Source organism: Arthrobacter sp. 49Tsu3.1M3 (assembly GCF_900168135.1).
In the GTDB taxonomy this organism is placed as follows: Bacteria; Actinomycetota; Actinomycetes; order Actinomycetales; family Micrococcaceae; genus Arthrobacter.
In genome coordinates this window covers 48,980-72,670 of record NZ_FUZD01000002.1, presented here as the reverse complement: position 1 = coordinate 72,670, position 23,691 = coordinate 48,980, and the positions used below count along the sequence as shown (strand labels likewise).

General features: G+C 67.4%; 28 protein-coding genes and 1 tRNA gene. 10 read left to right on the top strand and 19 right to left on the bottom strand.

Annotated elements, in window-relative coordinates:
* The first annotated feature begins 49 nt into the window (after positions 1-49).
* A complete protein-coding gene (locus B5X90_RS03225) occupies positions 50-1,243 on the top strand; it encodes an SLC13 family permease (protein ID WP_079550070.1) in 1,194 nt (397 codons plus the stop codon).
* Between the two features lie 38 nt (positions 1,244-1,281).
* Here B5X90_RS03225 and B5X90_RS03220 read toward each other — a convergent pair whose 3' ends face one another.
* Positions 1,282-1,710, bottom strand: a complete 429-nt coding sequence (locus B5X90_RS03220) for a VOC family protein (protein ID WP_079550069.1) — start codon at positions 1,708-1,710, stop codon at positions 1,282-1,284.
* Between the two features lie 164 nt (positions 1,711-1,874).
* On the opposite strand from B5X90_RS03220, the gene B5X90_RS03215 reads away from it, so the two are divergent.
* Positions 1,875-2,855, top strand: a complete 981-nt coding sequence (locus B5X90_RS03215; protein WP_079550068.1) for a DNA-3-methyladenine glycosylase family protein — start codon at positions 1,875-1,877, stop codon at positions 2,853-2,855.
* A gap of 80 nt (positions 2,856-2,935) precedes the next feature.
* Here the strand turns inward: B5X90_RS03215 and B5X90_RS03210 are convergent, their stop codons facing one another.
* Together B5X90_RS03210 and B5X90_RS03205 are read right to left on the bottom strand one after the other, a co-directional pair.
* A complete protein-coding gene (locus B5X90_RS03210) occupies positions 2,936-3,856 on the bottom strand; it encodes a hypothetical protein (protein ID WP_306292812.1) in 921 nt (306 codons plus the stop codon).
* 132 nt (positions 3,857-3,988) lie between these two features.
* Positions 3,989-5,677 (bottom strand): AMP-binding protein, encoded by a 1,689-nt coding sequence (locus tag B5X90_RS03205; RefSeq protein ID WP_079550066.1) that lies wholly within the window; start codon positions 5,675-5,677, stop codon positions 3,989-3,991.
* 111 nt (positions 5,678-5,788) lie between these two features.
* Between B5X90_RS03205 and B5X90_RS03200 the strand changes: the two genes are divergently transcribed.
* Positions 5,789-6,067, top strand: a complete 279-nt coding sequence (locus B5X90_RS03200; RefSeq protein ID WP_079550487.1) for a putative quinol monooxygenase — start codon at positions 5,789-5,791, stop codon at positions 6,065-6,067.
* Positions 6,068-6,175: 108 nt separating this feature from the next.
* Here B5X90_RS03200 and trxA read toward each other — a convergent pair whose 3' ends face one another.
* The 3 genes from trxA to B5X90_RS03185 all read right to left on the bottom strand — a co-directional run bounded on the left by trxA (position 6,176) and on the right by B5X90_RS03185 (position 7,995).
* Positions 6,176-6,589 (bottom strand): thioredoxin, encoded by a 414-nt coding sequence (gene trxA, locus B5X90_RS03195; protein ID WP_018773584.1) that lies wholly within the window; start codon positions 6,587-6,589, stop codon positions 6,176-6,178.
* Positions 6,590-6,667: 78 nt separating this feature from the next.
* Positions 6,668-7,213: an acyl-CoA thioesterase gene (locus B5X90_RS03190; protein ID WP_079550065.1), complete on the bottom strand. Its 546-nt coding sequence runs from the start codon at positions 7,211-7,213 to the stop codon at positions 6,668-6,670.
* Positions 7,214-7,266: 53 nt separating this feature from the next.
* The gene (locus tag B5X90_RS03185) at positions 7,267-7,995 is read right to left on the bottom strand and encodes a Type 1 glutamine amidotransferase-like domain-containing protein (protein ID WP_079550064.1); all 729 of its coding nucleotides are present in this window, start codon (positions 7,993-7,995) and stop codon (positions 7,267-7,269) included.
* Positions 7,996-8,186: 191 nt separating this feature from the next.
* Here B5X90_RS03185 and B5X90_RS03180 point away from each other — a divergent pair, with 191 nt between their 5' ends.
* The gene (locus tag B5X90_RS03180; protein WP_256860029.1) at positions 8,187-8,621 is read left to right on the top strand and encodes a DUF7144 family membrane protein; all 435 of its coding nucleotides are present in this window, start codon (positions 8,187-8,189) and stop codon (positions 8,619-8,621) included.
* A 13-nt stretch (positions 8,622-8,634) separates the two neighbouring features.
* Here B5X90_RS03180 and B5X90_RS03175 read toward each other — a convergent pair whose 3' ends face one another.
* From B5X90_RS03175 to B5X90_RS03155, 5 genes are all read right to left on the bottom strand, one after another.
* Entirely contained in the window at positions 8,635-9,054 is a 420-nt protein-coding gene (locus tag B5X90_RS03175) for a VOC family protein (protein WP_079550063.1), read from the bottom strand.
* Positions 9,054-9,596, bottom strand: coding sequence for a GNAT family N-acetyltransferase (locus tag B5X90_RS03170; protein WP_079550062.1), 543 nt, complete (start codon positions 9,594-9,596; stop codon positions 9,054-9,056). The genes B5X90_RS03175 and B5X90_RS03170 overlap by 1 nt, the downstream gene beginning before the upstream one ends.
* A gap of 84 nt (positions 9,597-9,680) precedes the next feature.
* Positions 9,681-10,409 carry an MgtC/SapB family protein gene (locus B5X90_RS03165; protein ID WP_079550061.1) on the bottom strand — a complete coding sequence of 243 codons (729 nt, stop codon included), beginning with the start codon at positions 10,407-10,409 and terminating at the stop codon, positions 9,681-9,683.
* A 117-nt stretch (positions 10,410-10,526) separates the two neighbouring features.
* Positions 10,527-12,119 carry an ABC transporter permease gene (locus tag B5X90_RS03160; RefSeq protein WP_079550060.1) on the bottom strand — a complete coding sequence of 531 codons (1,593 nt, stop codon included), beginning with the start codon at positions 12,117-12,119 and terminating at the stop codon, positions 10,527-10,529.
* Positions 12,112-13,044, bottom strand: coding sequence for an ABC transporter ATP-binding protein (locus B5X90_RS03155; protein WP_079550059.1), 933 nt, complete (start codon positions 13,042-13,044; stop codon positions 12,112-12,114). Before B5X90_RS03155 ends, B5X90_RS03160 begins: the two co-directional genes overlap by 8 nt.
* Before the next feature lie 116 nt (positions 13,045-13,160).
* On the opposite strand from B5X90_RS03155, the gene B5X90_RS03150 reads away from it, so the two are divergent.
* Positions 13,161-13,637, top strand: coding sequence for a DUF1810 domain-containing protein (locus B5X90_RS03150; protein WP_079550058.1), 477 nt, complete (start codon positions 13,161-13,163; stop codon positions 13,635-13,637).
* Here B5X90_RS03150 and B5X90_RS03145 read toward each other — a convergent pair.
* Genes B5X90_RS03145 through B5X90_RS03135 form a run of 3 tightly spaced genes read right to left on the bottom strand, consistent with a single transcriptional unit; the run spans position 13,634 to position 15,753 of the window.
* Entirely contained in the window at positions 13,634-14,782 is a 1,149-nt protein-coding gene (locus B5X90_RS03145; RefSeq protein ID WP_079550057.1) for an EAL domain-containing protein, read from the bottom strand. The two genes, B5X90_RS03150 and B5X90_RS03145, sit on opposite strands and share 4 nt — an antisense overlap.
* Positions 14,779-15,093, bottom strand: coding sequence for a DUF1059 domain-containing protein (locus B5X90_RS21515; RefSeq protein WP_256860028.1), 315 nt, complete (start codon positions 15,091-15,093; stop codon positions 14,779-14,781). The genes B5X90_RS03145 and B5X90_RS21515 overlap by 4 nt, the downstream gene beginning before the upstream one ends.
* A gap of 12 nt (positions 15,094-15,105) precedes the next feature.
* Positions 15,106-15,753, bottom strand: coding sequence for a DinB family protein (locus tag B5X90_RS03135; RefSeq protein WP_372702866.1), 648 nt, complete (start codon positions 15,751-15,753; stop codon positions 15,106-15,108).
* A 267-nt stretch (positions 15,754-16,020) separates the two neighbouring features.
* On the opposite strand from B5X90_RS03135, the gene B5X90_RS03130 reads away from it, so the two are divergent.
* On the top strand, positions 16,021-16,398 hold the full coding sequence (locus tag B5X90_RS03130; protein WP_143264637.1) for a LysM peptidoglycan-binding domain-containing protein: 378 nt from the start codon (positions 16,021-16,023) through the stop codon (positions 16,396-16,398).
* Positions 16,399-16,500: 102 nt separating this feature from the next.
* Here B5X90_RS03130 and B5X90_RS03125 read toward each other — a convergent pair.
* Positions 16,501-16,582, bottom strand: a tRNA-Tyr gene (locus B5X90_RS03125).
* A 172-nt stretch (positions 16,583-16,754) separates the two neighbouring features.
* Positions 16,755-17,009: a hypothetical protein gene (locus B5X90_RS03120; protein WP_026266458.1), complete on the bottom strand. Its 255-nt coding sequence runs from the start codon at positions 17,007-17,009 to the stop codon at positions 16,755-16,757.
* A 196-nt stretch (positions 17,010-17,205) separates the two neighbouring features.
* Here B5X90_RS03120 and B5X90_RS03115 point away from each other — a divergent pair, with 196 nt between their 5' ends.
* A complete protein-coding gene (locus B5X90_RS03115) occupies positions 17,206-17,697 on the top strand; it encodes a YajQ family cyclic di-GMP-binding protein (protein ID WP_018773569.1) in 492 nt (163 codons plus the stop codon).
* Positions 17,698-17,822: 125 nt separating this feature from the next.
* Here B5X90_RS03115 and htpX read toward each other — a convergent pair whose 3' ends face one another.
* On the bottom strand, positions 17,823-18,692 hold the full coding sequence (gene htpX, locus B5X90_RS03110) for a zinc metalloprotease HtpX (protein WP_079550054.1): 870 nt from the start codon (positions 18,690-18,692) through the stop codon (positions 17,823-17,825).
* A gap of 70 nt (positions 18,693-18,762) precedes the next feature.
* A complete protein-coding gene (locus B5X90_RS03105; RefSeq protein ID WP_079550053.1) occupies positions 18,763-20,034 on the bottom strand; it encodes an MFS transporter in 1,272 nt (423 codons plus the stop codon).
* Between the two features lie 102 nt (positions 20,035-20,136).
* On the opposite strand from B5X90_RS03105, the gene B5X90_RS03100 reads away from it, so the two are divergent.
* The 3 genes from B5X90_RS03100 to B5X90_RS03090 all read left to right on the top strand — a co-directional run bounded on the left by B5X90_RS03100 (position 20,137) and on the right by B5X90_RS03090 (position 22,966).
* Positions 20,137-20,604, top strand: a complete 468-nt coding sequence (locus tag B5X90_RS03100; RefSeq protein ID WP_079550052.1) for a Fur family transcriptional regulator — start codon at positions 20,137-20,139, stop codon at positions 20,602-20,604.
* Positions 20,605-20,626: 22 nt separating this feature from the next.
* On the top strand, positions 20,627-22,126 hold the full coding sequence (locus B5X90_RS03095; protein WP_079550051.1) for a catalase: 1,500 nt from the start codon (positions 20,627-20,629) through the stop codon (positions 22,124-22,126).
* Between the two features lie 189 nt (positions 22,127-22,315).
* Positions 22,316-22,966: a DUF2461 domain-containing protein gene (locus B5X90_RS03090; protein WP_079550050.1), complete on the top strand. Its 651-nt coding sequence runs from the start codon at positions 22,316-22,318 to the stop codon at positions 22,964-22,966.
* A gap of 8 nt (positions 22,967-22,974) precedes the next feature.
* On the opposite strand, the gene B5X90_RS03085 is transcribed toward B5X90_RS03090, so the two are convergent.
* Positions 22,975-23,580: a TetR/AcrR family transcriptional regulator gene (locus B5X90_RS03085; RefSeq protein WP_079550049.1), complete on the bottom strand. Its 606-nt coding sequence runs from the start codon at positions 23,578-23,580 to the stop codon at positions 22,975-22,977.
* Positions 23,581-23,691: the final 111 nt, after the last annotated feature.

The following is a 23,691-nucleotide window of genomic DNA, read 5'->3' as shown; positions in this document are numbered from 1 at the left end:
GGCACGGCGGGCACGTCGGCGCGGCCACGGCCACGGCAGGTGCGAGGATATGGCGGTGAAGAGGATCGCCAGGCTGAAGAAGTTCAGGAGCTATGCGCTGCCCGCGGGCATGCTGCTGGCCGGGTGCGCGGCGCTGGCGTCCGGGCTGCTGCCGGTCCCCGCCTTCCAGGCGCTGGCAGCACGCACCGTGCCGATCCTGGCGTTCGTGGTCGCGATGTCCCTGGTCACCGAGCTGGTGGATGAGGCCGGACTCTTCCGCGTCGTCACGGAGCGGCTGGCCGCCCTGGGCCGCGGCCGGGTCCTCTTGCTGTGGTTCCTCGCGATCGCCCTCGCCACCGTTTCCACGGTGTTCCTGTCGCTGGACACGACGGCGGTGCTGGTGACTCCCGTCGTCGTGCTGCTGGCCATTCACGCCCGCATTCCGCCGCTGCCGTTCGCGCTGACCACGGTGTGGCTGGCGAACACGGCCTCGCTGCTGCTGCCGGTCTCCAACCTGACCAACCTGCTGGCGCAGGAGCGGCTCAACCTCAGCCCCGCCGCGTTCGCTTCGCTCGTGTGGGCTCCGGCACTGGTGGGCATCCTCGCGCCGCTGGTGCTCCTGTGGCTGGCGTTCCGGAAGGACCTGCGCGGCACGTACGGCCCCCAGCCCGTCCATAAGGTCCGGGACCGGGTGCTGCTGTACGCGGCATCGGGGGTCATGGTGGTCCTGCTCCCGGCGCTTGTCTCCGGGGTTCCGGTGCAGATCCCGGCGCTCGCGGCGGCGGCGGCACTGCTCCTGCTTTTCCTCTGGCGCCGGCGCTCCGTCCTGCGCTGGTCTATGATTCCCTGGCGCCCGCTGATGCTCACGTCCGGACTGTTCATGGTGGTGGAGACCCTGCACGCCAACGGGCTCACCCAGTTCCTGACCGGGATCGCCGGCACGGGCGAGAGCCTGCCGTCGCTCCTGCAGCTCGCCGGCCTGGGCGCCGGGGCAGCCAACGCGGTCAACAACCTCCCCGCCTATCTGGCCCTGGAACCGGTGGGCGGCTCCCCGGCCCGGCTGGCGGCCCTGCTGATCGGCGTGAATCTGGGCCCGCTGGTGACCCCCTGGGCGTCCCTGGCCACGCTGCTGTGGCACGAGCGGCTCCGTTCCCTGAACGTGGAGATCCGCTGGGGCGGCTTCGCCCTCGCCGGCGTGGCCGCCGTCGTCCTCACCGTCCCGTTGGCGGTCGTGGCGCTGTGGCTCACCACCGGGATGCAGTGAGGTGGACGTACTGAGGCCCGGCTGCGCCGGCAGCGGCGTCAGGCGCCGATGTCATTCCCGGCGTTCGCTGCCCCGGCGCCGCCCTCACGCGGGGCGTTCTGCCAGAGGCCGACCACATTGCCCTCAGTGTCCCGGAAGTAAGCGGCCCAGCCCATGGTGCCGATTGGCTCGCGCGGTAAGACGGTGCTGCCGCCCAGGGCGTTGATCTTCTCCAACGCCGCGTCGATGTCGTCGACATCCACCGTGACCACCGGGGATGTGAGGTCGCCTTCGCGGCGGAACATGCCGCCGTTGATGGATCCCGGCACGGAGGGCATGCCGTTGGCATCCGTCGGCGTCGTCTTGATCATGGCGTAACTCATCTCCGGCACCTGGCTTACCTCCCAGCCGAACGCCGAACTGTAGAACTCCCGTGCGCGGCCCTCGTCGTCTGCGGGGATTTCGAAATGTACCACTCCACCAGCCATCACACTCTCCTAAGAACAAGGATTCGGGGCCTAGAGGCGGGCGCGGACACACCACGCCACAGGCGGATTTTAGCCCCGGCGGCGCGGGAGGTTAAGGGCCCTACGGCCCCTGCGGTGCTGCGGCGGATGCCGCTGCTGTCAGCGGGCCGTGGGAACATGTTCGAATGAGCCTTGCAGACGCCCCCGCAGGCATTGCCGCCGCGGCGGACGCCTCATTGCGGTGGCACCCGGGCGGCCCGTTCGACTTGATGCAAACCATCGGCACGCTGCTGCGCGGCCACGGCGACCCGTCCATCCGCACCGCCCCGGACGGGATCTGGTTCGCGTTCACGACCCCCCGCGGTCCGGCCACGCTGCGCCTGGCAACGGCCGGGACGCGGGCTGACCCTGCCGTGGACGCGCAGGCCTGGGGTCCCGGAGCGGGGGACGCCGTCGATTCCGTCCCGCGCATGCTCGGGAACGACGACGACTGGTCCGGCTTCGACGAGCCCGCCTTCCATGCCACGCTCCCGCGCATGGTGGTTGAAGCCCGACGCCGGAACCTCGCGATCCGGCTGCCTGCAACCGGCAGGATGATCGATGCACTCGTGCCGACCATCCTGGAGCAGAAGGTCACCGTCATCGAGGCCCGCCGCGGATACCGCTACCTGATGTACCGCTTCGGGACGGCGGCGCCGGGCGCCGGCACCGTCGCGCCCGCCAATCTGCTGGTCCAGCCGACGGCCGCGCAGTGGCTGCACATCCCGTCCTGGGAATGGCACAAGGCCGGCGTGGGCCCGCAGCGGTCGGGAACCGTCATGCGGGCGCTGCGTTCCGCCGCCGCGCTGGAACGGCTCGCCGCCCTTCCGGCCGCGGAGGCGGCGGCCAAGCTGCAGACCCTGCCCGGAATCGGGGTCTGGACGGCGGCGGAGGTGGTGCAGCGCACGCACGGCTGCCCGGATTCGGTCTCGGTCGGCGACTACCACCTTGCGGCCTACGTGGGCGCCGCCCTGACCGGCCGCCGGACGGACGACGCCGGCATGCTCAGGCTGCTGGCTCCCTGGGCGGGCCACCGGCAGCGGGTGGTCCGGATGATCGGGCTGAGCGGCTTCCGGAAGCCGACCTTTGGCCCGCGCATGACCATCCAGGACCACCGCGGCCACTGACCTCTTTCCCAGGAGCAACGCGGGGTCACTTATGGCCCATCCGCCGTGCTTTCATGGGCGCTAAGTGACCCCGCGTTGTCTCAGACCGGGCGGATTCGCGACCGCTTGATCCTGGCGATCATGGACTCGAAACCCTCGGCGAGGTCATCGGCGTTGGCTTTGAAGTACGCCCAACCCGCGCTGCGGAAGGCCTCGTCGCGACGATTATCCTTCGACTGTTGTTCCCGGGTGAGGTGAGGAGCGCCGTCGTACTGGACGGCGAGCCGGAATCTCCGGTAACCCAAGTCAGCAGCCGGCGAGCGCCGGTCATCCGGATCAAGCCTCAGTTGCAGCTCCGGTTCCGGCAGTCGCGCATCCAGCAGCGCCAGCCGCAGGAAGGTCTCCGGGAAGGAGTCTGCTCCCACCCGCATCTCCTCCAGGGCCAGCCGGGCCTTCTCGACGCCCTTCATGTTGGGATGCTGGCGGATCAGCAGCCGCAGGCCGTCCTTGTAGGCGTAAGGTTCCGACCTCAGTTCGAGGCTGGGCCGGGGCAGCCGGATGAGCTGGTCGCCCAAGGCAATGAGGTAGTTGAGCGGCAGTACCGCCGCCAGATCCAGCCAGGTCCGTGGTGGTGCGGTGACCGGGATGCCGTCGGCCTCGGTCAGCTCGCCGGGGAGGCACCGCACGCGGTGGCCTGTGACCCCGGCCCGGCGGACCCTGGGCAGTTCATGGGGCTTGCTGAGGTGGATGGTCGGGCACTCGCCCATCCACGGTGGCAGTCCGAGGCTGGTCAGCACTGCCGCGGTTTCGTGGGAAACCCAAGCGCCAGGGGTGGCGGCGGCGAGGACCCGGGCCCGTTCGGCGATCTCGAGGTGCCGGCCGGCGGGCAGATAGATAAGGCGGCCGCCGTCGGACAAATCATGGGCCCGCAGACGTTTGGGCCGGACGCCCAGCGCGCGTGACTCATACACGGTGAACGGTGTCTGGACGAGGCTTCCGGGGAGAGGCACGATGCGGACCATGCGCACCATTGTGACCGCGGATCAGCCTCGGCGCTGAGGTTATCCACAGGCCCTCAGGAATCGCCAAAACGCGGGGTCACTTACGGCCCATTCGGAGGCTCCGGATGGGCCGTAAGTGACCCCGCGATGTGGTTAAGCGCCGGTCTGGAGGCCCAGCCGGGCCGCGGCCTCCTGGCGCATGTCCACCTTGCGGATCTTGCCGGAGACGGTCATCGGGAAGCTCTCCCGGACATCGACGTAGCGCGGGATCTTGTAGTGCGCCAGCTTGCCGCGGCAGAACTCGGCCAGGCTGGCGGCGTCCATCGGCGCGGCCCCCGGCTTCAAAATGACGCAGGCCATCAGCTCCTCGCCGTACGTCGCGTCCGGGACCCCGATCACCTGCACGTCCTGGATGTCCGGGTGGGTGTAGAGGAATTCCTCGATTTCGCGCGGATAGACGTTTTCGCCGCCGCGGATCACCATGTCCTTGATCCGGCCCTCGATCACGATGTACCCGTCCGCGTCCATCCGGGCGAGGTCCCCGGTGTGCATCCAGGCGTCGGCGTCGATCGCCTCGGCGGTCTTGTCAGGCTGGTTCCAGTACCCGCGCATCACCGCGTAGCCGCGCGTGCAGAGTTCGCCGATCCCGCCGCGCTCCAGCACCTCTCCCGTGAGCGGATCCACGATCCGGCTCTCCAGGTTCGGCATGGTCCGGCCCACGGTCTCGGTGCGCTGGGCCATGGTGTCCACGCTCCGGGTCATTGTGGACACCGGCGAGGTCTCCGTCATGCCGTAGCAAATGGCGACGTCTTTCATGTTCATTTCCGTGATGACCCGGTTCATCACCTCGATGGGACACAGCGAGCCGGCCATGACGCCCGTGCGCAGTGTCGAGAGGTCGTAGGAGGCGAAGTCCGGGAGGGCGAGCTCGGCGATGAACATGGTCGGCACGCCGTACAGCGAGGTTCCACCGAAGTCCTGCACAGCTTCCAGCGCCGCGGCCGGCGAGAACGACCGGCCGGGGATGATGGTGGCGGCCCCGTGGCTGAGCGCCGCGAGGTTCCCGATCACCATGCCGAAGCAGTGATAGAAGGGCACCGGGATCACCACGCGGTCGTGTTCCGTGTAGCCCAGCTGCTCGCCGATCGAAAAGCCGTTGTTGAGGATGTTGTGGTGCGTCAGTGTGGCGCCCTTCGGGAACCCCGTGGTGCCGGAGGTGTACTGCAGGTTGATGGGGTCCTGCGCGTCCAGTGCCGCCATGCGCGCCTTCAGCTCGGAGTGCCCGACGTCGTCGGCACGCTTGAGCAGCTCGGCATAGGTGCGCTCCGCCTCAGTGCCGGGTTCGCCGGCGGTCAGCCCGTCCTGGCCGGCGTCCGGGAGGAAGACCAGCTCGCGCAGGTCCGGGCACGCCGCCAGCGCCTGCCGCGCCATCCCGGTGTAGTCGCTGTTCCTGTCCGACGGGGCGGTGACCAGCATGCGCATGCCGTTCTGGGTGACCACAAACTCGAGCTCATGGCTGCGGTAGGCGGGGTTGACGTTGACCAGGATCGCCCCGACCTTCGCCGTGGCGTACTGCAGGATGGTCCACTCGGCGCAGTTGGGGCTCCAGATGCCAATCCGCTCGCCCTTCGCGACGCCCAGGGCGAGGAGCGCACGTGCCAGCCGGTCGACGTCGTCGTTCAACTTGGTGTAACTCCACCGCCGGGCCTCTTCGCCGGGTACCGCGGCCGCCTCGATCAGGGCATCGTGGTACGGGAACCGCGCCGCGATCCGTTCGAAGTTCGCGCCAATGGTTTCCTCGAGCAGCGGGACGTCAGTGTCCCCGGCTGTGTAAGCAAGCATGGTGTGACGCTACCAACAGTGCGGGGGCAAAAGAAGAGCAAAGCTTGGAAGTCCTATGAAATCTTGGGTCATGTTCCGGCGCCTGCACGGCAGCCCGGTAGGGTGATTGCCATGAGTGCACCCGTTGACCTTCAGGCCATTTTCATCCCCAACGACGGCGAATTCTTCCGCGTGAAGCTCGCCCTGGACATCGCGATCGACGAGGTGGTCAACGAGCCCGGCTGCATCCGCTACGAGCTCACCGAGGCCAGCGAGGACAAGCTCGTCCTGACCGAACGGTGGGCCAGCCAGGCGGACCTCGACAAGCACTCCAAGGGCACCGCCTTCCAGGACCTGAACGAATCCCTCAGCGCGCTGCTGGCCGAGCCGGTCAAGCTCGAAACGCTCTAACCCACCCTTCCAACCACAACGCGGGGCCACTCCGCGCCCATCCCTGAGGGAATTATGGGCGCGGAGTGACCCCGCGTTGCTTTAAGCCTGGGATTAAGCCGTGGAGGCTCAGGCCTCCGGGATCTGGGTGCCGTCCTGCTTGGCCGCAGCTGCGGCGGCCTCGGCCTGGGACCGGGCCACGTGGGCGTGGACTTCTTCCATGTCCAGGGCCTTGACGGCGTCGACAACCTGCTCGAGCTGCTGCGCGTTCAGGGCGCCAGGCTGCGAGAATACCAGGACCTTTTCGCGGAAGGCCATCAGCGTGGGAATCGACGTGATGCCGGCCTCGGCGGCGAGCTGCTGCTCGGCTTCGGTGTCGACTTTGGAGAAGACGACATCCGGGTGCTTCTCGGAGATCGCCGAGTACGTGGGGCCGAACTGCTTGCACGGGCCGCACCATTCGGCCCAGAAATCGACGAGGACAATGTCGTTATCCTCGACTGTCGATGCGAACTGTTCACCTGTGATGTCTACGGTAGCCATGAGTCAACGGTACGGGAGCGGACGCGGATTGTCCCCGGCATTTCGCTGTTGGCACATCCGGACGGGGCTCTGGGCAGGTCACGCCCAGGCGTGCGGGGCCGGACGCCTGGCGCCGGGCAGGGCGTTGGTTTCGCGCCATTCGTGGATCCACTCGGGCAGCTCCAGATCCGCCGGCGGGGCGCCGAACTCGCGGATGATCTCCTCCTGGCTGACGGGCTTGCCCTTGCTCAGGAGCCGGGTGGCGATATAGGCGCGCGCGTACACTTCGCCGTCCACCACCATCCGCTGCTCGAAGTAGATGGCTTTCGAGTCCAGGCCGATGATCCTGGACTCGATCGTGTACTGCTGCCAGAGCTGCAGGGAACGGCGGAACGCGATGGTCTCCCCCGCCGCGACCGGGGTCCAGCCCCGGCGGCGCATCTTCTTCCAGGTGCCGCTGCGGGCCATGAGATCGAAGCGCCCAAGGTCCATGAGTGAGAAGTACATGCCGTTGTTGACGTGCATGGCGATGTCGATGTCCGTGGGCAGGACCCGCAGCGGCAGCGAGGAGTTGTCCCAGATGCTTAGCGGTGAGCGGCGTGAGGATGTGAACAGCAGCAGGAGAGTCCGGAACAGGAGATGCATGAGTCATATGTTACCCGCGGGTAACAAGTGTGCCAAGGGGTGGGTGCCGGAACCTAGCTGTGCGCCGACAGAACCGAGACGGTGGCTTTGGCGCCGGCGCCGCGAATCGTCCAGCAGTTCCCGGCGCCGATCACCTCCAGCGCCTCCAGGTCCGCCTGGTGCAGGACCAGGGCAGTGTCCTCATCCACGGCGACCGCGCGGTCCACGAGACCATTTGCCACCGCCCCAACGGCCCGGCCGAGGGTTCCCGCCTGGGCGGCGTGCACGTCGACGGCGAAAGGCACCAGGCCCAGGCCGCCACGGATCTCCACTTCATCCAGGCCCTCCGACCAATCCGCTGGGCAGACCTCGGTGCCGCGGATCCGGTAGCCGCCCACGATCGAGCGCACCGGCGCCACCATCGCGCCGGCTGAGAATCCCATATACGGCACACCGTCAGAGACCAGACTGCGGATGGGCTGCGCGGACGGCAGCAGGCCTTCCAGATAGCCCGGCGTCGGCCCGCCCCCGACGACGATGCCGTCGACGTCGTCGAACACGGCAGGGTCCGCCCCCCGGTTGAAGCCGAGGAGGACCGGAACCACGTCGCAGGCTGTCCGTGACTGCAGCGGATCCAAATAGGCAGGCAGGAAATATTCCGAGCTGCCCTCATGGTCAAAGAGAACCACAGCGACGCGCGGAACCCTGCCGGGGGCCCGGTGCCGGAGTTCCTTGGCGAAGCGGTCGAAGACGGCGGCCGTGGTTACGGTGTCCGGGCCGCCGCCAACAAGCAGAATGGTCATGGTTCAACGTACCCGGATCCGGGGCAATCGCCATCAGTGTCTGCACCAGTCTCAGCGGACGCCAAAGTTCCTGTGCCGATTGACCGCCGCGGAGGGTGAGGAACATAATCGGAATCGGTACTAGTTTCACGACACGACTGCGCCGACCATGAGGCCGACGGCAGAGCATTCAACGGAAAGCGGTCGGCATTATGACTACTGCCCATCATCCTGTTGCTTCGACTGGCTGGACCGGCTGGGTCCGTTTCGCCGGAGTCATTCTGATCATCAACGGCGTTTTCAGCGGCCTTCAAGGACTCGTGGCTCTCACCGGTCCTGACACCTACTATTTGTCGACCCCGGGAAGCCTGTTCCTCTTCGATGCGAAGGGGTGGGGCTGGTGGAATGTCGCCCTCGGGGTGCTCTTGATCCTCACCGCCGTCGGGCTATTCTCAGGTGCAACGTGGGCTCGAGTCGTTGGTGTTGTGGTTGCCGGCTTCAGCGCGGTCGTTCAACTGATGCTCATTCCGGCGCAGCCGTGGTGGTCCGTCATCGTCATCGCCATGGACGTGCTGATCATCTACGCGATCATCGCCCACGGCGAGGAACTCAAGGCTGAGCAGGCACCCCCGTCAACAAACCCGTAGGGCACCGACGCGATCAGCCGGCCGCGATCAGCTCCACTTCGTAGCCGTCCGCATTCACGAGGTAGGCGGCGTAGTGGCCGGGGCCCCCCGCGTGCGGGTACTTGTCCGGAAACAGTTCGGTCCAGCCGTGGCTGAGGCTCTCGCCGGCCATCGCGTCTACGTGCTCCCGGGTCCCCGCGCTGAACGCGACGTGGTTCAGGCCCGGGGCTTTGCGGTCGTGGACGGTTCCGGTCAGCGCCGGGGACTGCTCGACGACGATGTACGTCGGACCGCGGCGCCAGCTGCACCCGTGGGCCCAGTCCTGGTAGGCCTCGTAGCCCAGCCGGCCCAGCAGCCAGCCCCACTGGTCCCTGGCGCGCTGCAGGTCCGGCACCCAGAGTTCTACGTGGTGCAGGGCACCAAAGTCCGCCGGTGCAACCGGAACATCAGCCATCAGAACAGTATCCGCTGGAACAGGATGTGGTCCTGCCAGGATCCGGCGATCCGAAGGTACTGGGCTGCCAAACCGATCTCCTCAAAGCCAGCCCGCTTCAGGATCCGCTGGGACGCGGCGTTGTGCGGGAGGGTTGAGGCCTGCAGCCGGTGCAGTCCGAGTTCGTTGCGCGCGGTTTGGAGAGCGAACTCCACCGCGGCCGAGCCGATTCCCCGCCCCGTCATGTCCTTGTCCACCCAGTAGCCGAGGTGGGCGCTGAGGAATGGCCCCCGGACAATCCCGCTGAGGTTGATCACCCCGATGACGCGGGGGCCTTCCACGAGGACCCAGGGCACGTCCGTTCCCGCGATGAACAACCCGAGCTTGGATTCAATGCTGGCGGCCTGTCCCCCGGCGGTGAAGAATTCCTCAAACCGCAACGGTTCCCAGGGCGCCAGGTGCTCCCGGTTCCGCAGGTAGGCGTCGGCAAGGGGCCCGGCGTCGGACCTGCGCAGCACCCGCACGCACACGGTATCCGTCAAAGCGACGCTGTTCTCGGTCATCCGCAGACTCTAACGGTCATCCCGAACGGCTTCAATCAGCGTGCGGCAGTCACGGGAGTTTCGGTGGTGCGTGGCGGCGGGCTCTCAACCGCTGGCGTCATCGTCGTCCTCGTTCGGGTCGGCGCCGCGAACGTTCACGCTCTGCACTCCCGGCACATCCAGGAGGTAGGGAACGAGTTCCCGCAGCGGAAGATGACCATGGAAGCGGATGTCCATGAGGACGATCGGCTTTTGTTCATCGCCCGCCTTATTAATGCTCAGGATTGATGAGCTGAACCCCATATTGGTGGCGATCTCCAAAACTTGCCGCAGCACGCCCCGGTTGTCGGCATAGCCCAGGTGCAGGACCCGGTGGGCGTCGGGGGTCGGGATTTTCCTGATCACGGGAGAGACGACGTACAACGTGATGAGGTGGAAAACGGTCAGCGAAACAGCCAGGGACAGCATCCCGGCCCCGCACGCCATGCCGACGGCGGCAGAAACCCAAATGCTGGCGGCCGTCGTCAGGCCGCGGACTACGTTCCGTCCCTTGAAAATCACCCCGGCGCCAAGGAAGCCGATGCCGCTGACGATTTGGGCTGCAATACGGGACGGGTCCACGGTACCCCCGGTCTGGACGGCGGCGAAGCCGTAGGCGGAGATCAGGGTGAACGTGCACGATCCGAGCCCGACCAGGACGTGGGTACGGTAGCCGGCGACCTTTTGCCGGACCTGCCGCTCGGTGCCAATCAGGGAGCAGAGGATAAATGTGGCCAGCAGGAGCCCGATTTCCACCAGCGTGGTCGGGGTATATAGCCCGTATGCGTCCTGCATCCCGCCCTCCGACCCGGCCCGAGAGTGGCGTCCCGTCAGTGCCGGAATGCGCCGGGAACTCTCGAATCTGATATTACCGCTGCCCTCTATTGGCGAGTAGTGGCTGGCCTGGCCCGCTTACGGGGCCAGGTCCCGGCGGCGCCAGCCGGCATATCCCACCGCGGCGAGCGCCGCGGCAGTCACCGTAAGTCCGAGCAACGGCCCGGCGGCGCCGGAATCCAACGGCAGAAGCGGCGAGTGCCGGAACGGGGAGAGCTCCATCAGCCACTCCGGGGCGTTCCACAGCACACCAAACTCACCCAGCGCGACGAAGAGCAACAGCAGGGCCCAGACCGTCCCGGTCAGCCGGGGAGCCCAGCCGAACACCGCCAACACCGCCGCGGTCATGACCCAGGCCGCGGGGATCTGGGCCGCAGCTGCCAGAGTGACGCGGCCGAGTTGATTGGCATCGGCCAGGACCGTGGCTGCGCCGGCCCCGACCGACACTCCGGCCAGCAGCATGAGCACGGCGACGCCGGCCAGTGCCAGGGCGAAATGGCTGGTCGCCCACCGCGGCCGGGTGGTGGCGGTGCCCAGCAGTGCCTCGACGTGGCCGTCGGTCTCCTCGTCACGGAGCCGGCTGGCCGCGGACAGTCCGTAGGCAGCGGCCAACAGTCCCATGATGCTGATCTCCGCGGCAATGAAGGCATCCGTCATGGCCTGGGTTCCGCCCAGCATCATGATCAAGTCCTGCGCGTTGGGCGAACTTAACAAGTCCGTGACGTTGCCGGCCAGCGATCCGATCACCACGCCGAACACCACGAAGGCGACCGCCCAGGCCGCCAGCAGCCGGAACTGGAGCCGCACGGCGAGGTCCCCGACCCCGCGGAGCGAGCCGCGCGCCGGGCCGGGGCGCTCCTGGCGCAGGCCGGAGCCGAGGTCCCGGCGGGCGCGGAGGGCCAGGGCCACGGGCACGAGTACGGCGCACAGCGCCAGTGGCAGGGCGAGCACCCACCACTGGTCCCCGGCGAAGGCCCGGATCTGCTGGTTCCAGCCGATCGGCGAAAGCCAGGACAGGGCGGAGGGCCCCGGTTCGGCGAGGTCCCCCACCGCCCGCAGCGTATAGGTCACGGCAACGACGCCGAGGCTCATTCCGGTGGCCGCCCGAGCGCTGGCCGTCAGCTGGGCGGTGACCCCGGCCACGGCGCTGAACGCCATGCCGGTGGCAGCCCAGCCCAGTCCGAACGCGATCGAGCCGGCGGCCGGAAGTCCACCGGCTGCCAATGACACCGCCGTGACCAGCCCCAGGACAATGCTGGCTCCGAAGCTGATGGTGAGGGCGGCCGCGAGCGGCGCGTCGCGCCCCATCCGGCCCCCGCCCAGGAGCTCGAGCCGCCCGGACTCTTCGTCGCTGCGGGTATGGCGGACGGTGATGAACACCATCAGGACGGCCAGGATGGCAGCCATGAACGCCGTGTATTTGATGAGGGACAGGGCACCGAGGGACGTGGGGTCGTAGACCCTGCCGAAGAGGGCCACGAGCGAGGCCGTGGCATTCAGCGCCGTCGCGGCCTCGACCCGGCTTCCCACATCGGGGTAGAGCTCGGCGCCGGCTACCGCGGTTGAATACGTTGTCGCGGCGAATCCGGCGATCCATGCCGGCAACAGCCATCGGTCGCGGCGGAGCCCGAGCCTGATCAGGACTCCGGTCCCCGCCAACGTTTCACGCATCTGCGGTGCGTCCGCTGCTCGACCCGGCCGCGGCCACGGGCACCGCCGCGCCGTAGTGGCGCAGGAAGAGCTCCTCCAGGGTGGGCGGCTGGCTGGTCAGCGCGACGAGTCCCGCGTCGGTCAGCGCCCGCATGAAGGGGGCCAGGCCGGACGGTTCCACTTGGGCGCTGACGCGGTGGTTCGTGACGACGACGTCGTGGACGCCTGGCAGGGCATCCAGGCCCGCCGGCACCACCGCGACATCGGCGGTGACGGAGGTACGGGTCAGGTGCCTGAGCTCATCAAGCCGCCCCGTCTCCACCACCTGGCCCTCACGGATAATGCTCACGCGGTCCGAAAGTGCCTCGGCCTCGCTGAGGATATGGCTGCTGAGCAATACCGTGCGGCCCTGGTTCCGCAGTTCCCGGATACAGCCGCGGAAGGCCCCCTCCATCAGGGGGTCCAGTCCGCTGGTGGGCTCGTCCAGCAGGAACAGCTCAGCGTCGGTGGCCAGGGCGGCGACCAGGGCCACCTTCTGCCGGTTGCCTTTGGAGTAGGCCCGGGACTTCTTGGTCGGATCGAGGTCGAAGAGCTCCAACAGCTGTGCCCGCCGCGCCAGGTCCTGGCCGCCCTGAAGCCGGCCGAGGAGGTCGATCACTTCTCCGCCGGTCAGGTTGGGCCACAACGCCACATCCCCGGGGACGTAGGCAAGGCGCCGGTGGAGGCTCGCGACGTCGCGCCACGGGTCAAGGCCCAGCACCCGGATTGAGCCGGCATTGGCGCGAAGCATGCCCAGCAACAGGCGGATCGTTGTCGATTTGCCCGAACCGTTCGGTCCGAGGAAGCCGTGGACCTCGCCCGCCTCGACGGAAAAATCCAACCCATTCAAGGCAACCACGGGCCCGAACCGCTTCACAACGCCGACCATCTCCAAGACATTCGCCATGGGGGACACGATACGCCCGGGACCGACAATTTAGCCTCGGCCGAATGACCCCTTCGCCCGCGGGCGGCCTGTCGACGTGCTGTCACTCCGGCACCGGGGGACGTAGCCTAGCGGGCATGGAAGACCCTTACGATCTTGAACGGTTCGTGGCGGCCCAGGACGCCGGCGGAACCTACGGGCACGCCTTGGCTGAGTTGCGGTCAGGCACGAAGAGGAGTCACTGGATGTGGTTCGTTTTCCCCCAGCTCGCGGGCCTGGGCCGCAGCGAAACCGCCCGGAAGTACGCCATCTCCTCCCTGGCCGAGGCCCGTGCTTACTGCCGGCACGGCGTCCTTGGCCCACGGCTGCGGGAGGCTGCCGCCGCAGTGGCCGACCTTCAGGGGCGGTCCTCGGTGCAAATTTTCGGCGGCATCGACACCCGGAAGCTGCACTCATCCATGACGCTGTTCCGGCGGGCGGCGCCCGGCGAACCCGTATTCCGCGACGTCCTGGACCGCTATTTCGATGGCCTGCCCGATCCCGCCACGGACCAGCTGCTGGAAGGCCAGTTGCGGGAAGGACAACCCGGCGGTCCGGACCCGGGGGACGGTTAGCTGTCCGCGGCCAGCGCCGTGATCATCCGCTCCATGCGGGCGACGCCGGCAAAGCGGCCGGCGTTGTCCGTCACCAGCAGGGGGTCAAACCGGTTGGCCTGGGTCCGCGTCATGGAACGCGCCAGGGCTTCGCTGAGCGGCGTGTCCAGGTTGACCCGCATTCCAGGGCTCACGACGCCCAAGGCCGCAGCGGAGGGGTCGAGCACCGCAACGGGCCGCAAATGATCGCCCATCAGCACCACCGACTGCAGGGCCGGGTTGTCATCAAACGCGGCCGCCGCCGTCGCAGTGGTGGCGGCCGTCGTCGCGGGTTCCACGATGTCCCGGATGATGCTCTGCTGCGTCGCCGGTGGGTTCGCCGCCAGACGGTGAGCGACCTCGAGATCGATTTTTTCCCACGCCGGCCCGGGCCGGGCCAGGCAGTATCCCTGCACCAGGGGTACGCCAAGGGCGACGAGGGCGTCCAGTTCCTCCACGCGCTCCACTCCCTCGGCCAGGATCCAGGCATCGACGCGGCTGGCAAAGGTTCCGAGCATGGAGATCAGGGCCCGCTTGGCTTCGTCGCGGTCAACATCCTGGATCAGTTCGCGATCCAGCTTGATCAGGGAAGGCCGCAGGGCCAGGAGGTGCCGGAGCCCGGCATAGCCGGCACCGGCGTCGTCGACGGCGATCAGCGCGCCGGCGGCGCGCAGCGCGTTGAGGTCGGGCTCGAGCTCCAGGTAGGAGTCGATCGGGGTCTGCTCGGTCAGCTCGACCACCAGTCCGGCAAGGTTTCCCTGCCCGCGCCAGATGGCACGGATCTCCTCCGTCAGCAGCAGCTCGGGCGAGACGTTGAGGGTCAGGAAGCAGTTCGGCGGCAATGTGGGGCGCGCCGCGAGCGCCGCCCGCAAGGCTGCGGCCTCGAGTCCGGCTGCCAGGCCGTGCGTGCGCGCGGCTGCAAACCACTTCTCAGGATTTTTTTCGGCGAAACCCGGAAACCGGGCCAGGGCCTCGTAGCCCACCACTGTGCCGCGCGCGGTATCAACAATGGGCTGGTAGGCCGCGGAAAGGCCAACACCCCGGCAGGCGGCCGCCAGCTGTTTCTCCCAATCCGGGCCCGGCGCGGCCCCGGCGTCGGGCGGGAGGCCGCCTGCCGCGTGAATCAACTAACGGGAACGATGGCTCTGTGGATCGACTGCACGACGTCGGCCGGCAGCTCCTCCAGCCCATGTGCGGACGCCGCGTGGGCGGCCACATTGACCAGAATTTCATCGTCGGTACTGCACACCCAGCGGGCGTCACAACCGGGAACCACATCACCACAGGCAAACGACTTCACGAATGCTCCTTCTTCTTCAACAGCGGACCGGACTACCCTACGTTGGCTCCGCGCCGAAAACTGAGATTTTGCTTGCAGAAACGGCGCGGCGTCGTCGGCGGTCCGCGGCAGTGGCCGGCGGATGCTGTTGGCTGCCACCAGCTGCCCGTCCTAGCGGCCTGCCGCCCCTGCTTCGGCAGCGACGGCGGCCGCCTCGATGCGGGCCCGGTGCACGGCCCACCCTTCGGCAGTGCGCGGCGAAAGGTTCGGATCCCCCGGCCGCTGGCCCGCGCTGCCGTCGATGAGTTCGCGCAGGATGTCGGCGTGTCCGAGGTGGTGGGCGGTCTCCACGCACATGTGCACGAGGATCTGCTGCAGGGTCACGTGCTTGCGCTCGTCCGGCCACCAGGGCACCACACCGGGCGCGTCGAGCGGGAGTTCATCGATGGTGACATCGCTGTGGGCCGCCGAGAGCCGGTGCAGCTCAGTGATCTGCTCCCGCGTCTCGCCGGGGGTTGCCCACATGTCCGCATCCGGCTCCGCGTCGTCGGCAAACCACGGCAGCTTCAGCTCGCTGGGACGGCCAAAGACCTCGCCAAAGTAACCGAGTTCGACGCTGGCCACGTGCTTGACCAGTCCCAGCAGGTTGGTTCCCGTGGGCGTGAGGGGCCGGCGCACGTCATACTCGCTGAGGCCTTCGAGCTTTCCGAGGAGGTCCTGGCGCCGCGTGCGCAGGTAGGTGTGCAAGATCGCTTTGTCGTCCATGACCGGCACTATACCGAACACGCGGGCGCCGCCTGGCAGAACAAAGAGTTTCATAAAACGTATGGAATAATTGGCGGCAACGGGCCTCGGGGGGAGGCCCCGATCGACAGGACACCCAGGGTGAATCTCGGTTCCGGCGCACATCGGGCCCGGCCCGCCGCCGCAGTTCTTCTTGCCGCGGTCCTCGCGGCGGCTCTCGTCATTCTGTTGGCAGCCTGTTCTTCCGGCGCGGATGCCCCGGGCGGGGCCCCGGCGGGGCATCCGGCAGTGTCCGCCCCCGCAACGGCCCCGGCGCCCGGAGGCCTGCGGGGGACGACCGAAGTGAACGGGTTCCTCCTGCCGATGCGCTACACGGCCGTCGACGGCGACACCTGGGAGGGCATCGCCGCCCACTTCCGGATGACTCCGGAGATCCTCAAGAGCTTCAACGAAGCGGAGTCCGTTGCCGCCGGAGAGATCATCGACCTCAGGGGCGTGGACGTGCCCCAGCTAGGGGCCAGCGGCAGGGTGACCGGGCAGGACGGGCAAGGACAGCTCCTCTACAGGGCGAGCGCCGGAGACACTCCCGCGGGCATCGCGAGCCGCTACGGCGTCCCGCTCTATGCCTTGCGGATAGCCAACCTGAACCTGCTGAACGGCGGCGAATGGATTCCGCCCGCCGGCACCACGATAACCATTCCAAATCCACCGATTGACTGAGCGGGACTTTGAGACAGGCCCCTGCACCGTAGAGACGGGCCGTTGGGGATGGACAAAGAAAAAGCCTCCGGAACCTAATGGTTCCGGAGGCTTTTCCGAGGGTGGCAGATGAGGGATTCGAACCCCCGTAGGCGTTGCCAGCTGATTTACAGTCAGCCCCCTTTGGCCGCTCGGGTAATCTGCCGAACTTCAAAAGAAGATCACTCGCGGTTTCCAGTCCCGGAACGCCTGTTTCCAGTCCGTTCCGCTTCCAGCACCCGCGGGCAAGACAACTTTACAGAACTTCCGCCGAAGAATCGAATCGGCGCCGCAGTAGATCATAAAAGGGCCAAAAATGGGCCAGAATCCGCGGAACTTCAGGCCTCGCCGAGAATCCGCCCCGCCAGCCTTGCCTCGAATCGGGCCGCCTGCTCGGCGGTGACCTGGTTCAGCTGGACGGCACGGGCCAGGTCCGTGTGGACCCCGTCCATACGGACTGATGCGTCGGCGGCCGGGCTCAGGATGATGGACGCCGCCAGCGCGGCGGCGGCAACGGAGCTCGCCGTCGCGGCCAGAGTGCTGGCAGCGGCGGCGGTGGTGCGGTTGACGTAGCGGACGGCCTTTTGGTGCATGTTCTTGCCTTTCAGCAGCGGTTCCAACTCTTGCAACTCTGGCCAGCCCGGCTTCGTTCCCGCCGTGATTGAGCTATGAGCGGACTGTGAAACCCGGGACGCAAGGCCGGCAGCCACATCGGGGGCATCCGTACTAGTCTGGAATGCAGACATCCCGGCCTCATGCAGGCACCCGGCAACCATCAGGAGGAAAGTCATGGCAGGCGAATCCACGTTCGACGTCGTCAGCAAGGTAGACAAGCAGGAAGTCGCCAACGCGCTGAACCAGGCGCAGAAGGAAATTGCCCAGCGCTACGACTTCAAGGGTGTCGGCGCCGAGGTCGATTTCAGCGGCGAGAAGATCCTGATGAAGGCCAACTCCGAGGAACGGGTGCTCGCGGTGCTCGATGTGCTGCAGTCCAAACTCATCCGCCGCGGCATTTCGCTGAAGTCCCTCGACACCGGCGAGCCCTACGCCTCCGGCAAGGAATTCCGGCTGGAGGCCTCCATCAAGGAGGGCATCGCCCAGGACCTCGCGAAGAAGATCAACAAGCTGATCCGGGACGAGGCCCCCAAGTCCGTCAAGTCACAGATCCAGGGCGACGAGCTCCGGGTGACCTCGAAGTCCCGCGATGACCTCCAGGAGACCATGAACCTGCTGAAGGGCTTCGACGAGGCCGACCTGCAGTTCGTGAACTTCCGCAGCTAGCGGCCCGTCCGCGGCGCCAATTGCCGCTCGACGCGCCAAAGGGCTGGCGACACCGGTGTTCCCGTGTCGCCAGCCCTTTTGCGTGTCGCGGAACTACTCGCGCATCGCCAGACCCGCAGTCACCTTCAGTTGAGCGGCCGCCCGGCCATCCGCTCCAGCCGGCCGATCCGCTCGGCCATGGGCGGGTGGGTGGAGAACATCTTGGCCACGCCTCCGCCTTTGAACGGGTTGGCGATCATCATGTGCGAGGCGTTGACCAGCCGCTGGTCCTGCGGCAACGGCGCCAGCTGCACGCCCTGCTCGATCTTGCGCAGGGCGGAGGCGAGCGCCAGCGGATCTCCGGTCAGCGACGAGCCGTCCTCGTCGGCGTCGTACTCCCGTGTCCGGGAGATGGCCATCTGGATCAGGGATGCGGCGAACGGGGCCAACAGGGCCATGGCGATCGCGGCGAACGGGTTCGCATTGCGGCGGTCCCCGCCGCCGAACAGCAACATCATCTGCGCCACCGACGTGATGACGCCGGCGACGGCGGCCGCCACCGACGCCGTCAGGATGTCCCGGTTGTAGACGTGCATCAGTTCATGTCCCAGGACGCCGCGCAGTTCGCGGGCGTCCAGCATGCGCATGATGCCCTCCGTGCAGCACACCGCCGCGTTCTGGGGGTTCCGGCCGGTGGCGAAGGCATTTGGCGCCATGGTGGGCGAGACGTAGATGCGCGGCATCGGCTGGTTGGCCCGGCCGGACAGCTCCCGGACGATCTGGTACAGCTGGGGCGCCTCGGCCTCCGTGACGGGATAGGCCTGCATGGCACGGATGGCGAGCTTGTCGCTGTTCCAGTACCCGTAGGCCGTGGTGCAGACCCCGATCAGGGCCATGATCCAGATCGGCGCCGCACTGCGGGTCCCCGCGGCGATGAACGCCCCCAGGCCCAGCAGGACCGCCCACAGCACTCCGAACAGCGCCGCGGTCTTCAGTCCGTTGTGATGCTTGTGCACTGGTCCTCCTGATACGTGTACTGCGAGCTGATGCCCTGTAATTCACTGACCTACCAAGGAAAACGAACCGCTACGGCACCGGGTTCCGCGCGTCGTACCGCAGGAATCCGCGCTGCTGGCGGGCCAATATCCAGGCCACGGCGATGCACAACGTGCCGCCGAGCAGCAGGACCCACCCCTCGTTCAAAAGTTTAGTCGCGCCGCCTGCCAGCATGTCCCCGATCCGGGGCCCGCCGGCGACGACCACCACAAAGACGCCCTGGAGGCGCCCGCGCAGATGGTCGGGGGTGGAGGCCTGCAGGATGGTGGTCCGGAAGACTGCGCTCACGGAATCCGCGATGCCGGCCAGCGCGCAGCACAGGGCGGCGGGCAGCAGCCACACGCCCACGCCGTCGTCGCCGGAATGACCGGCCAGGACCACCACCAGGCCGAAGGCCGCCACCGAGGCGCCCCAGCCCATCACAGACCACACCACCGCGGCCCCCTGCCGGCGGACGCCGCCGAGCGGCCCCGAGAACAGGCCGGCCAGGAACGCCCCCACAGCCATCGAGGCCAACAGGATCCCCACCGTGGTCTCACCGCCGCCGATCATCAACGCGCCGATGGCCGGCAGGAGCGCCCGGGGCTGGGCAAAGATCATGGCCACGAGATCAATCACGAACGTCATGCGGAGGTTGGGCCTGGTGCCAAGGAAACGGAACCCCTCCACCACGGAACGCAGCCCGGCCGGCCTGGCGTGCTCGCCCGGCGGCATGGAAGGCAGTTTCAGGAGGGCCCAGAACGCAAACGCAAAGCTGACGACGTCGATCGTGTACGTCCAGCCGAACCCGACCCACGCCACGAGCACGCCGGCCAGCAGCGGGCCGGCGGTCATGGTCAGCCCGAAAATCATCATGCTCAGGGCATTCGCGGCCGGCAGCAACTCCTTGCGCACTAGCACCGGGATGATGGCGCTGCGGGCCGGCTGGTTGATGGCCTGGGCACCGCTCTGCACCGCCACGAGCGCGTAGAGCAGCCACACGTTGCCCACTTCCAGCCAGGCCTGGAGGGCGAGCGCGGCGGTGGTCAGCCAGAGGACGGATGAGGCCAGGAGAGCTACGGTGCGGCGGTCATGGGCGTCGGCGATCGATCCGCCCAGGAGGCCCCCAAAGACCAGCGGCACCAGGGCGAAGAGGCTCAGCAGGCCCACGTAGAGGCTGTCCTGGGTCAGCCGGTAGACCTCCAGGCTGACCGCCACCAGGGTCAGCTGGCTGCCCAGGGCGGAGACGGCGGACCCCAGCCACAGACGGCGGAAGGCCGGACTTTCACGCAACGGCGTGATGTCCGCCAACAATTTCTCCACCGGGCAACTCTAGTGGCGAACCGGGAGTGCACTGTGACACGGCCGGACAATATTAGCCTCGCCTTATTGTGAGACAGTCATAATAAGTGCTTGAATGAGCGTATGACGGATTCCTCGGGCACCCACGACGCATGGGCAGCCGCCCTGCGTGCCCACGGCCGCCGGGTGACCAAGCAGCGCCTGGCCGTGCTGGCCGCCGTCGAACATCACCCGCATTCGCCGGCAGAGGCAATTCTTGCCGCCGCCCGGCAGGAATTGCCGGACCTGACCGCCCAGTCCGTCTACGTGGTCCTCGGGGACCTCACGGATCTGCACATGCTGCGCCGTTTTGAGCCCCCGCACTCCCCCGCGCTGTACGAGACGCGGGTCGGGGACAACCACCACCATGCCGTGTGCATCAGCTGCGGCCGGGTGGAGGACGTCGAATGCGCCGTGGGCCACGCGCCCTGCCTGACCCCGCACTGGAACGCGGACGCCAAGCCGATGACCATCCAGATCGCGGACGTGCTGTACCAGGGCATCTGCCAGGAGTGTCAGCGCACCCAACAGCTTCCCTCCGAACGAAACTAAGAAACCCAACCCAAGGAGAACTATGACTGAGATCATCTCTGCGCCCGCCGTGTCCACGACACAGTCCGGGGCTCCCGTCACTTCCGACGCCCACTCCCAGACCGTCGGCGCCGACGGCGCGATCATCCTGACCGATCACTACCTGATCGAGAAGCTCGCGCAGTTCAACCGCGAGCGCGTCCCGGAGCGCGTCGTCCACGCCAAGGGCGGCGGCGCCTTCGGTACCTTCAAGACCACAGAGGACGTCTCGAAGTACACCAAGGCCGCACTGTTCCAGCCCGGCGTTGAGACGGACATGCTCATCCGCTTCTCCTCCGTTGCCGGCGAGGCAGGCTCCCCCGACACCTGGCGCGACCCCCGCGGTTTCGCCGTGAAGTTCTACACCACCGAGGGCAACTACGATCTCGTGGGCAACAACACTCCGGTGTTCTTCATCCGCGACGGCATCAAGTTCCCGGACTTCATCCACTCCCAGAAGCGCCTCCCCGGCACCCACCTGCGCGACGCCGACATGCAGTGGGACTTCTGGACCCTCTCCCCCGAGTCCGCCCACCAGGTCACCTGGCTCATGGGTGACCGCGGCCTGCCGGCCTCCTGGCGTGAAATGCAGGGCTACGGCTCGCACACCTACCAGTGGATCAACGCCGAGGGCGAGCGGTTCTGGGTCAAGTACCACTTCAAGTCCAACCAGGGCGTCAAGTCCATGACCGGCGACGAGGCCGAGGCCCTTGCCGGCGCCGACGGCGACTTCTACATCCGCGACCTCCAGGAAAACATTGCCGCCGGCAACTTCCCCTCCTGGGACCTCCACGTCCAGGTCATGCCGTACGAGGACGCCAAGACGTACCGCTTCAACCCCTTCGACCTCACCAAGGTATGGCCGCACGCGGACTACCCGCTGGTCAAGGTCGGCACCATGGAGCTGAACAAGAACCCGGAGAACTACTTCGCGCAGATCGAGCAGGCCACCTTCGCACCGTCGAACTTCGTGCCGGGCATCGCCGCCTCTCCGGACAAGATGCTGCAGGCCCGCATCTTCTCCTACGCGGACGCGCACCGCTACCGCGTCGGCACCAACCACGCCCAGCTCCCGGTGAACCTGCCCAAGAGCCAGGTCAACAACTACAGCCAGGACGGCGCCGGGCGCTACCACTTCAACGCCCCGTCCGTTCCGGTGTACGCACCGAACTCCGTGGGCGGCCCGGCTGCCGTTGAGCCCGGCGTTGCAGGCGGCGGCTGGGAGAACGACGGCGAGCTCACGCTCTCCGCGCACTCCCTGCACGCCGAGGACGGCGACTTCGGCCAGGCCGGCACGCTGTACCGCGAGGTGTACAACGAGGGCGAGAAGGCCCGCCTGCTGGAGACCGTCACCGGCGCCGTCAGCGGCGTCAAGAACGCCGGCATCAAGGAACGCGCCATCCAGTACTGGACCAACGTCGACGCCGAATTCGGCGCCAAGCTGCGCGCCAACCTCGGTGCCGGCCAGGTTGAGTCCGACGCCGAGGCCGCCAACAAGGTCTGATCGTTGCGTCGAAGGTTGCCTGACTGACGGACTTGACGGCCGCTTGGGCGGCCGGTGACCGGCCTTCGGTGGCCGCTGGAGCCAACAGAACGCCCCGCCACGAACTCCCGTGGCGGGGCGTTTTGCGGTTATCCACATGGGCGCGCGTGCCCCTCGCCTCCGCGTGCCGCGGCTCCGTAGGATTTGGGCATGACCGCTTTCGCTGGCACTCCATTCGCAGGCATCCCAAGTGACGCCTTCCGGTTCTACGCCGATCTTGAACAGAACAACAACCGGGACTGGTGGCTGGAACACAAGCCGGTCTACGAGGCCGCGGTGAAGGAGCCGCTGACCCAGCTGCTGGCCGGGCTGGAGCCACGCTTCGGACCGGCCAAGCTCTTTCGCCCCAACCGGGATGTCCGGTTCTCGCCGGACAAATCACCCTATAAGACCGCGCAGGGGGCCTTCGCTGCCGTGGACGAAGGCGTGGGCTTCTATATCCAGCTCAGCGCCGATGGCCTCCTGATCGGCGGCGGCTGCCACACCCACACTCCGGCCCAGCTGGCACGCTTTCGTGGTGCCGTGGACGATCCCGCCAGCGGCGATGCCCTGCAGGCGATCGTGCGGAAGGTCGAGGCCGCAGGGTTCGCGGTGGAGGGCGAACGGCTAAAGACGGTGCCGAGGGGCTTCGACAAGGACCATCCCCGGGCGGAGCTGCTGAAGCATAAATCCCTCACGGCCGGCGTCAACGTGGGTCAGCCCGGCTGGCTTGCGGGTCCCGGGGCGGTGGAGGAAGTGGCACAGCGCTGGGAGCAACTGCGTCCCCTCGTGGAGTGGGAGGGCCGCTACGCCGCTCCCTGAGGTACTGCTCAGATGTGCTGGCCGTCGGTGGCGAGGCGCCTGTCGAGGTTGTTGAAGAAGACCAGCATCATCAGCTCAAAGGCCTTGCTGGCTTCCTCGGGCTGGTTGTTGACGACGAAATCGAACTGCAGCCCGTAGAACGCGGCGGTGAACAGTCGGGCGTCGGTGTCGGCGAATTCCGGCCGGATGCCCTGGATGACCAGCCAGTCCCGGGCCTTCTCGTGCAGCATCCGGAAGTGCTCCTGCGCTGTGCCGCGGGGCACCGCCGCCACAATGTCCTGCGCGGTGGCCTCAAATTCAAGCCGGGCCAGGTGCCGGTTGCGCTGCGCCATGGTCCACTGCCAGGACTCAAGCAGGAAGGCCCGCCACGCGTCCCGGTCGATGTCCCTGACGTCGGTGGCGCGGATGCTGTCCAGCCGGGACTCGATGCCGCGGATGATCTCGTTGATCAGTTGTTCGCGGTGCCCGAAGTGGTAGACCAACACGTAGCTGCTGACGCCCAGCCCGTCGGCCAGGCCGCGAAAGGTCAGCTCCGCCAGGGTCTTGTCCATGAGGTAGTCGAGAATTGCCGACAGCAACTCTGATTTGCGTTCGGGTCGTGCTGGGCGGGCCATGTGTCCATCTTAGGGAGCGCCGCCCTTACGGAACGCTGCCCGAACGCCGCCCGAACGCCGAAGTCGCCGGAGCCGTGCGACTACGCCGGAAATTTCCGGCGAATCCGCACT

What these genes read in the sequence shown, in the direction of transcription:
- B5X90_RS03180 (WP_256860029.1), top strand. Translation starts at nt 8,187, where the DNA reads ATGACTACTGCCCATCATCCTGTTGCTTCGACTGGCTGGACCGGCTGG.
- B5X90_RS03155 (WP_079550059.1), bottom strand. Translation starts at nt 13,044, where the DNA reads ATGGCGAATGTCTTGGAGATGGTCGGCGTTGTGAAGCGGTTCGGGCCC.
- B5X90_RS03210 (WP_306292812.1), bottom strand. Translation starts at nt 3,856, where the DNA reads ATGGTCCGCATCGTGCCTCTCCCCGGAAGCCTCGTCCAGACACCGTTC.
- B5X90_RS03135 (WP_372702866.1), bottom strand. Translation starts at nt 15,753, where the DNA reads ATGAAACTCTTTGTTCTGCCAGGCGGCGCCCGCGTGTTCGGTATAGTG.
- B5X90_RS03190 (WP_079550065.1), bottom strand. Translation starts at nt 7,213, where the DNA reads ATGCATCTCCTGTTCCGGACTCTCCTGCTGCTGTTCACATCCTCACGC.
- B5X90_RS03120 (WP_026266458.1), bottom strand. Translation starts at nt 17,009, where the DNA reads ATGCACCAAAAGGCCGTCCGCTACGTCAACCGCACCACCGCCGCCGCT.
- B5X90_RS03170 (WP_079550062.1), bottom strand. Translation starts at nt 9,596, where the DNA reads ATGACCGAGAACAGCGTCGCTTTGACGGATACCGTGTGCGTGCGGGTG.
- B5X90_RS03095 (WP_079550051.1), top strand. Translation starts at nt 20,627, where the DNA reads ATGACTGAGATCATCTCTGCGCCCGCCGTGTCCACGACACAGTCCGGG.
- B5X90_RS03160 (WP_079550060.1), bottom strand. Translation starts at nt 12,119, where the DNA reads ATGCGTGAAACGTTGGCGGGGACCGGAGTCCTGATCAGGCTCGGGCTC.
- B5X90_RS03205 (WP_079550066.1), bottom strand. Translation starts at nt 5,677, where the DNA reads ATGCTTGCTTACACAGCCGGGGACACTGACGTCCCGCTGCTCGAGGAA.
- trxA (WP_018773584.1), bottom strand. Translation starts at nt 6,589, where the DNA reads ATGGCTACCGTAGACATCACAGGTGAACAGTTCGCATCGACAGTCGAG.
- B5X90_RS03185 (WP_079550064.1), bottom strand. Translation starts at nt 7,995, where the DNA reads ATGACCATTCTGCTTGTTGGCGGCGGCCCGGACACCGTAACCACGGCC.
- B5X90_RS03200 (WP_079550487.1), top strand. Translation starts at nt 5,789, where the DNA reads ATGAGTGCACCCGTTGACCTTCAGGCCATTTTCATCCCCAACGACGGC.
- B5X90_RS03165 (WP_079550061.1), bottom strand. Translation starts at nt 10,409, where the DNA reads ATGCAGGACGCATACGGGCTATATACCCCGACCACGCTGGTGGAAATC.
- B5X90_RS03090 (WP_079550050.1), top strand. Translation starts at nt 22,316, where the DNA reads ATGACCGCTTTCGCTGGCACTCCATTCGCAGGCATCCCAAGTGACGCC.
- B5X90_RS03175 (WP_079550063.1), bottom strand. Translation starts at nt 9,054, where the DNA reads ATGGCTGATGTTCCGGTTGCACCGGCGGACTTTGGTGCCCTGCACCAC.
- B5X90_RS03220 (WP_079550069.1), bottom strand. Translation starts at nt 1,710, where the DNA reads ATGGCTGGTGGAGTGGTACATTTCGAAATCCCCGCAGACGACGAGGGC.
- B5X90_RS03150 (WP_079550058.1), top strand. Translation starts at nt 13,161, where the DNA reads ATGGAAGACCCTTACGATCTTGAACGGTTCGTGGCGGCCCAGGACGCC.
- B5X90_RS03225 (WP_079550070.1), top strand. Translation starts at nt 50, where the DNA reads ATGGCGGTGAAGAGGATCGCCAGGCTGAAGAAGTTCAGGAGCTATGCG.
- B5X90_RS03100 (WP_079550052.1), top strand. Translation starts at nt 20,137, where the DNA reads ATGACGGATTCCTCGGGCACCCACGACGCATGGGCAGCCGCCCTGCGT.
- B5X90_RS03115 (WP_018773569.1), top strand. Translation starts at nt 17,206, where the DNA reads ATGGCAGGCGAATCCACGTTCGACGTCGTCAGCAAGGTAGACAAGCAG.
- B5X90_RS03085 (WP_079550049.1), bottom strand. Translation starts at nt 23,580, where the DNA reads ATGGCCCGCCCAGCACGACCCGAACGCAAATCAGAGTTGCTGTCGGCA.
- B5X90_RS03215 (WP_079550068.1), top strand. Translation starts at nt 1,875, where the DNA reads ATGAGCCTTGCAGACGCCCCCGCAGGCATTGCCGCCGCGGCGGACGCC.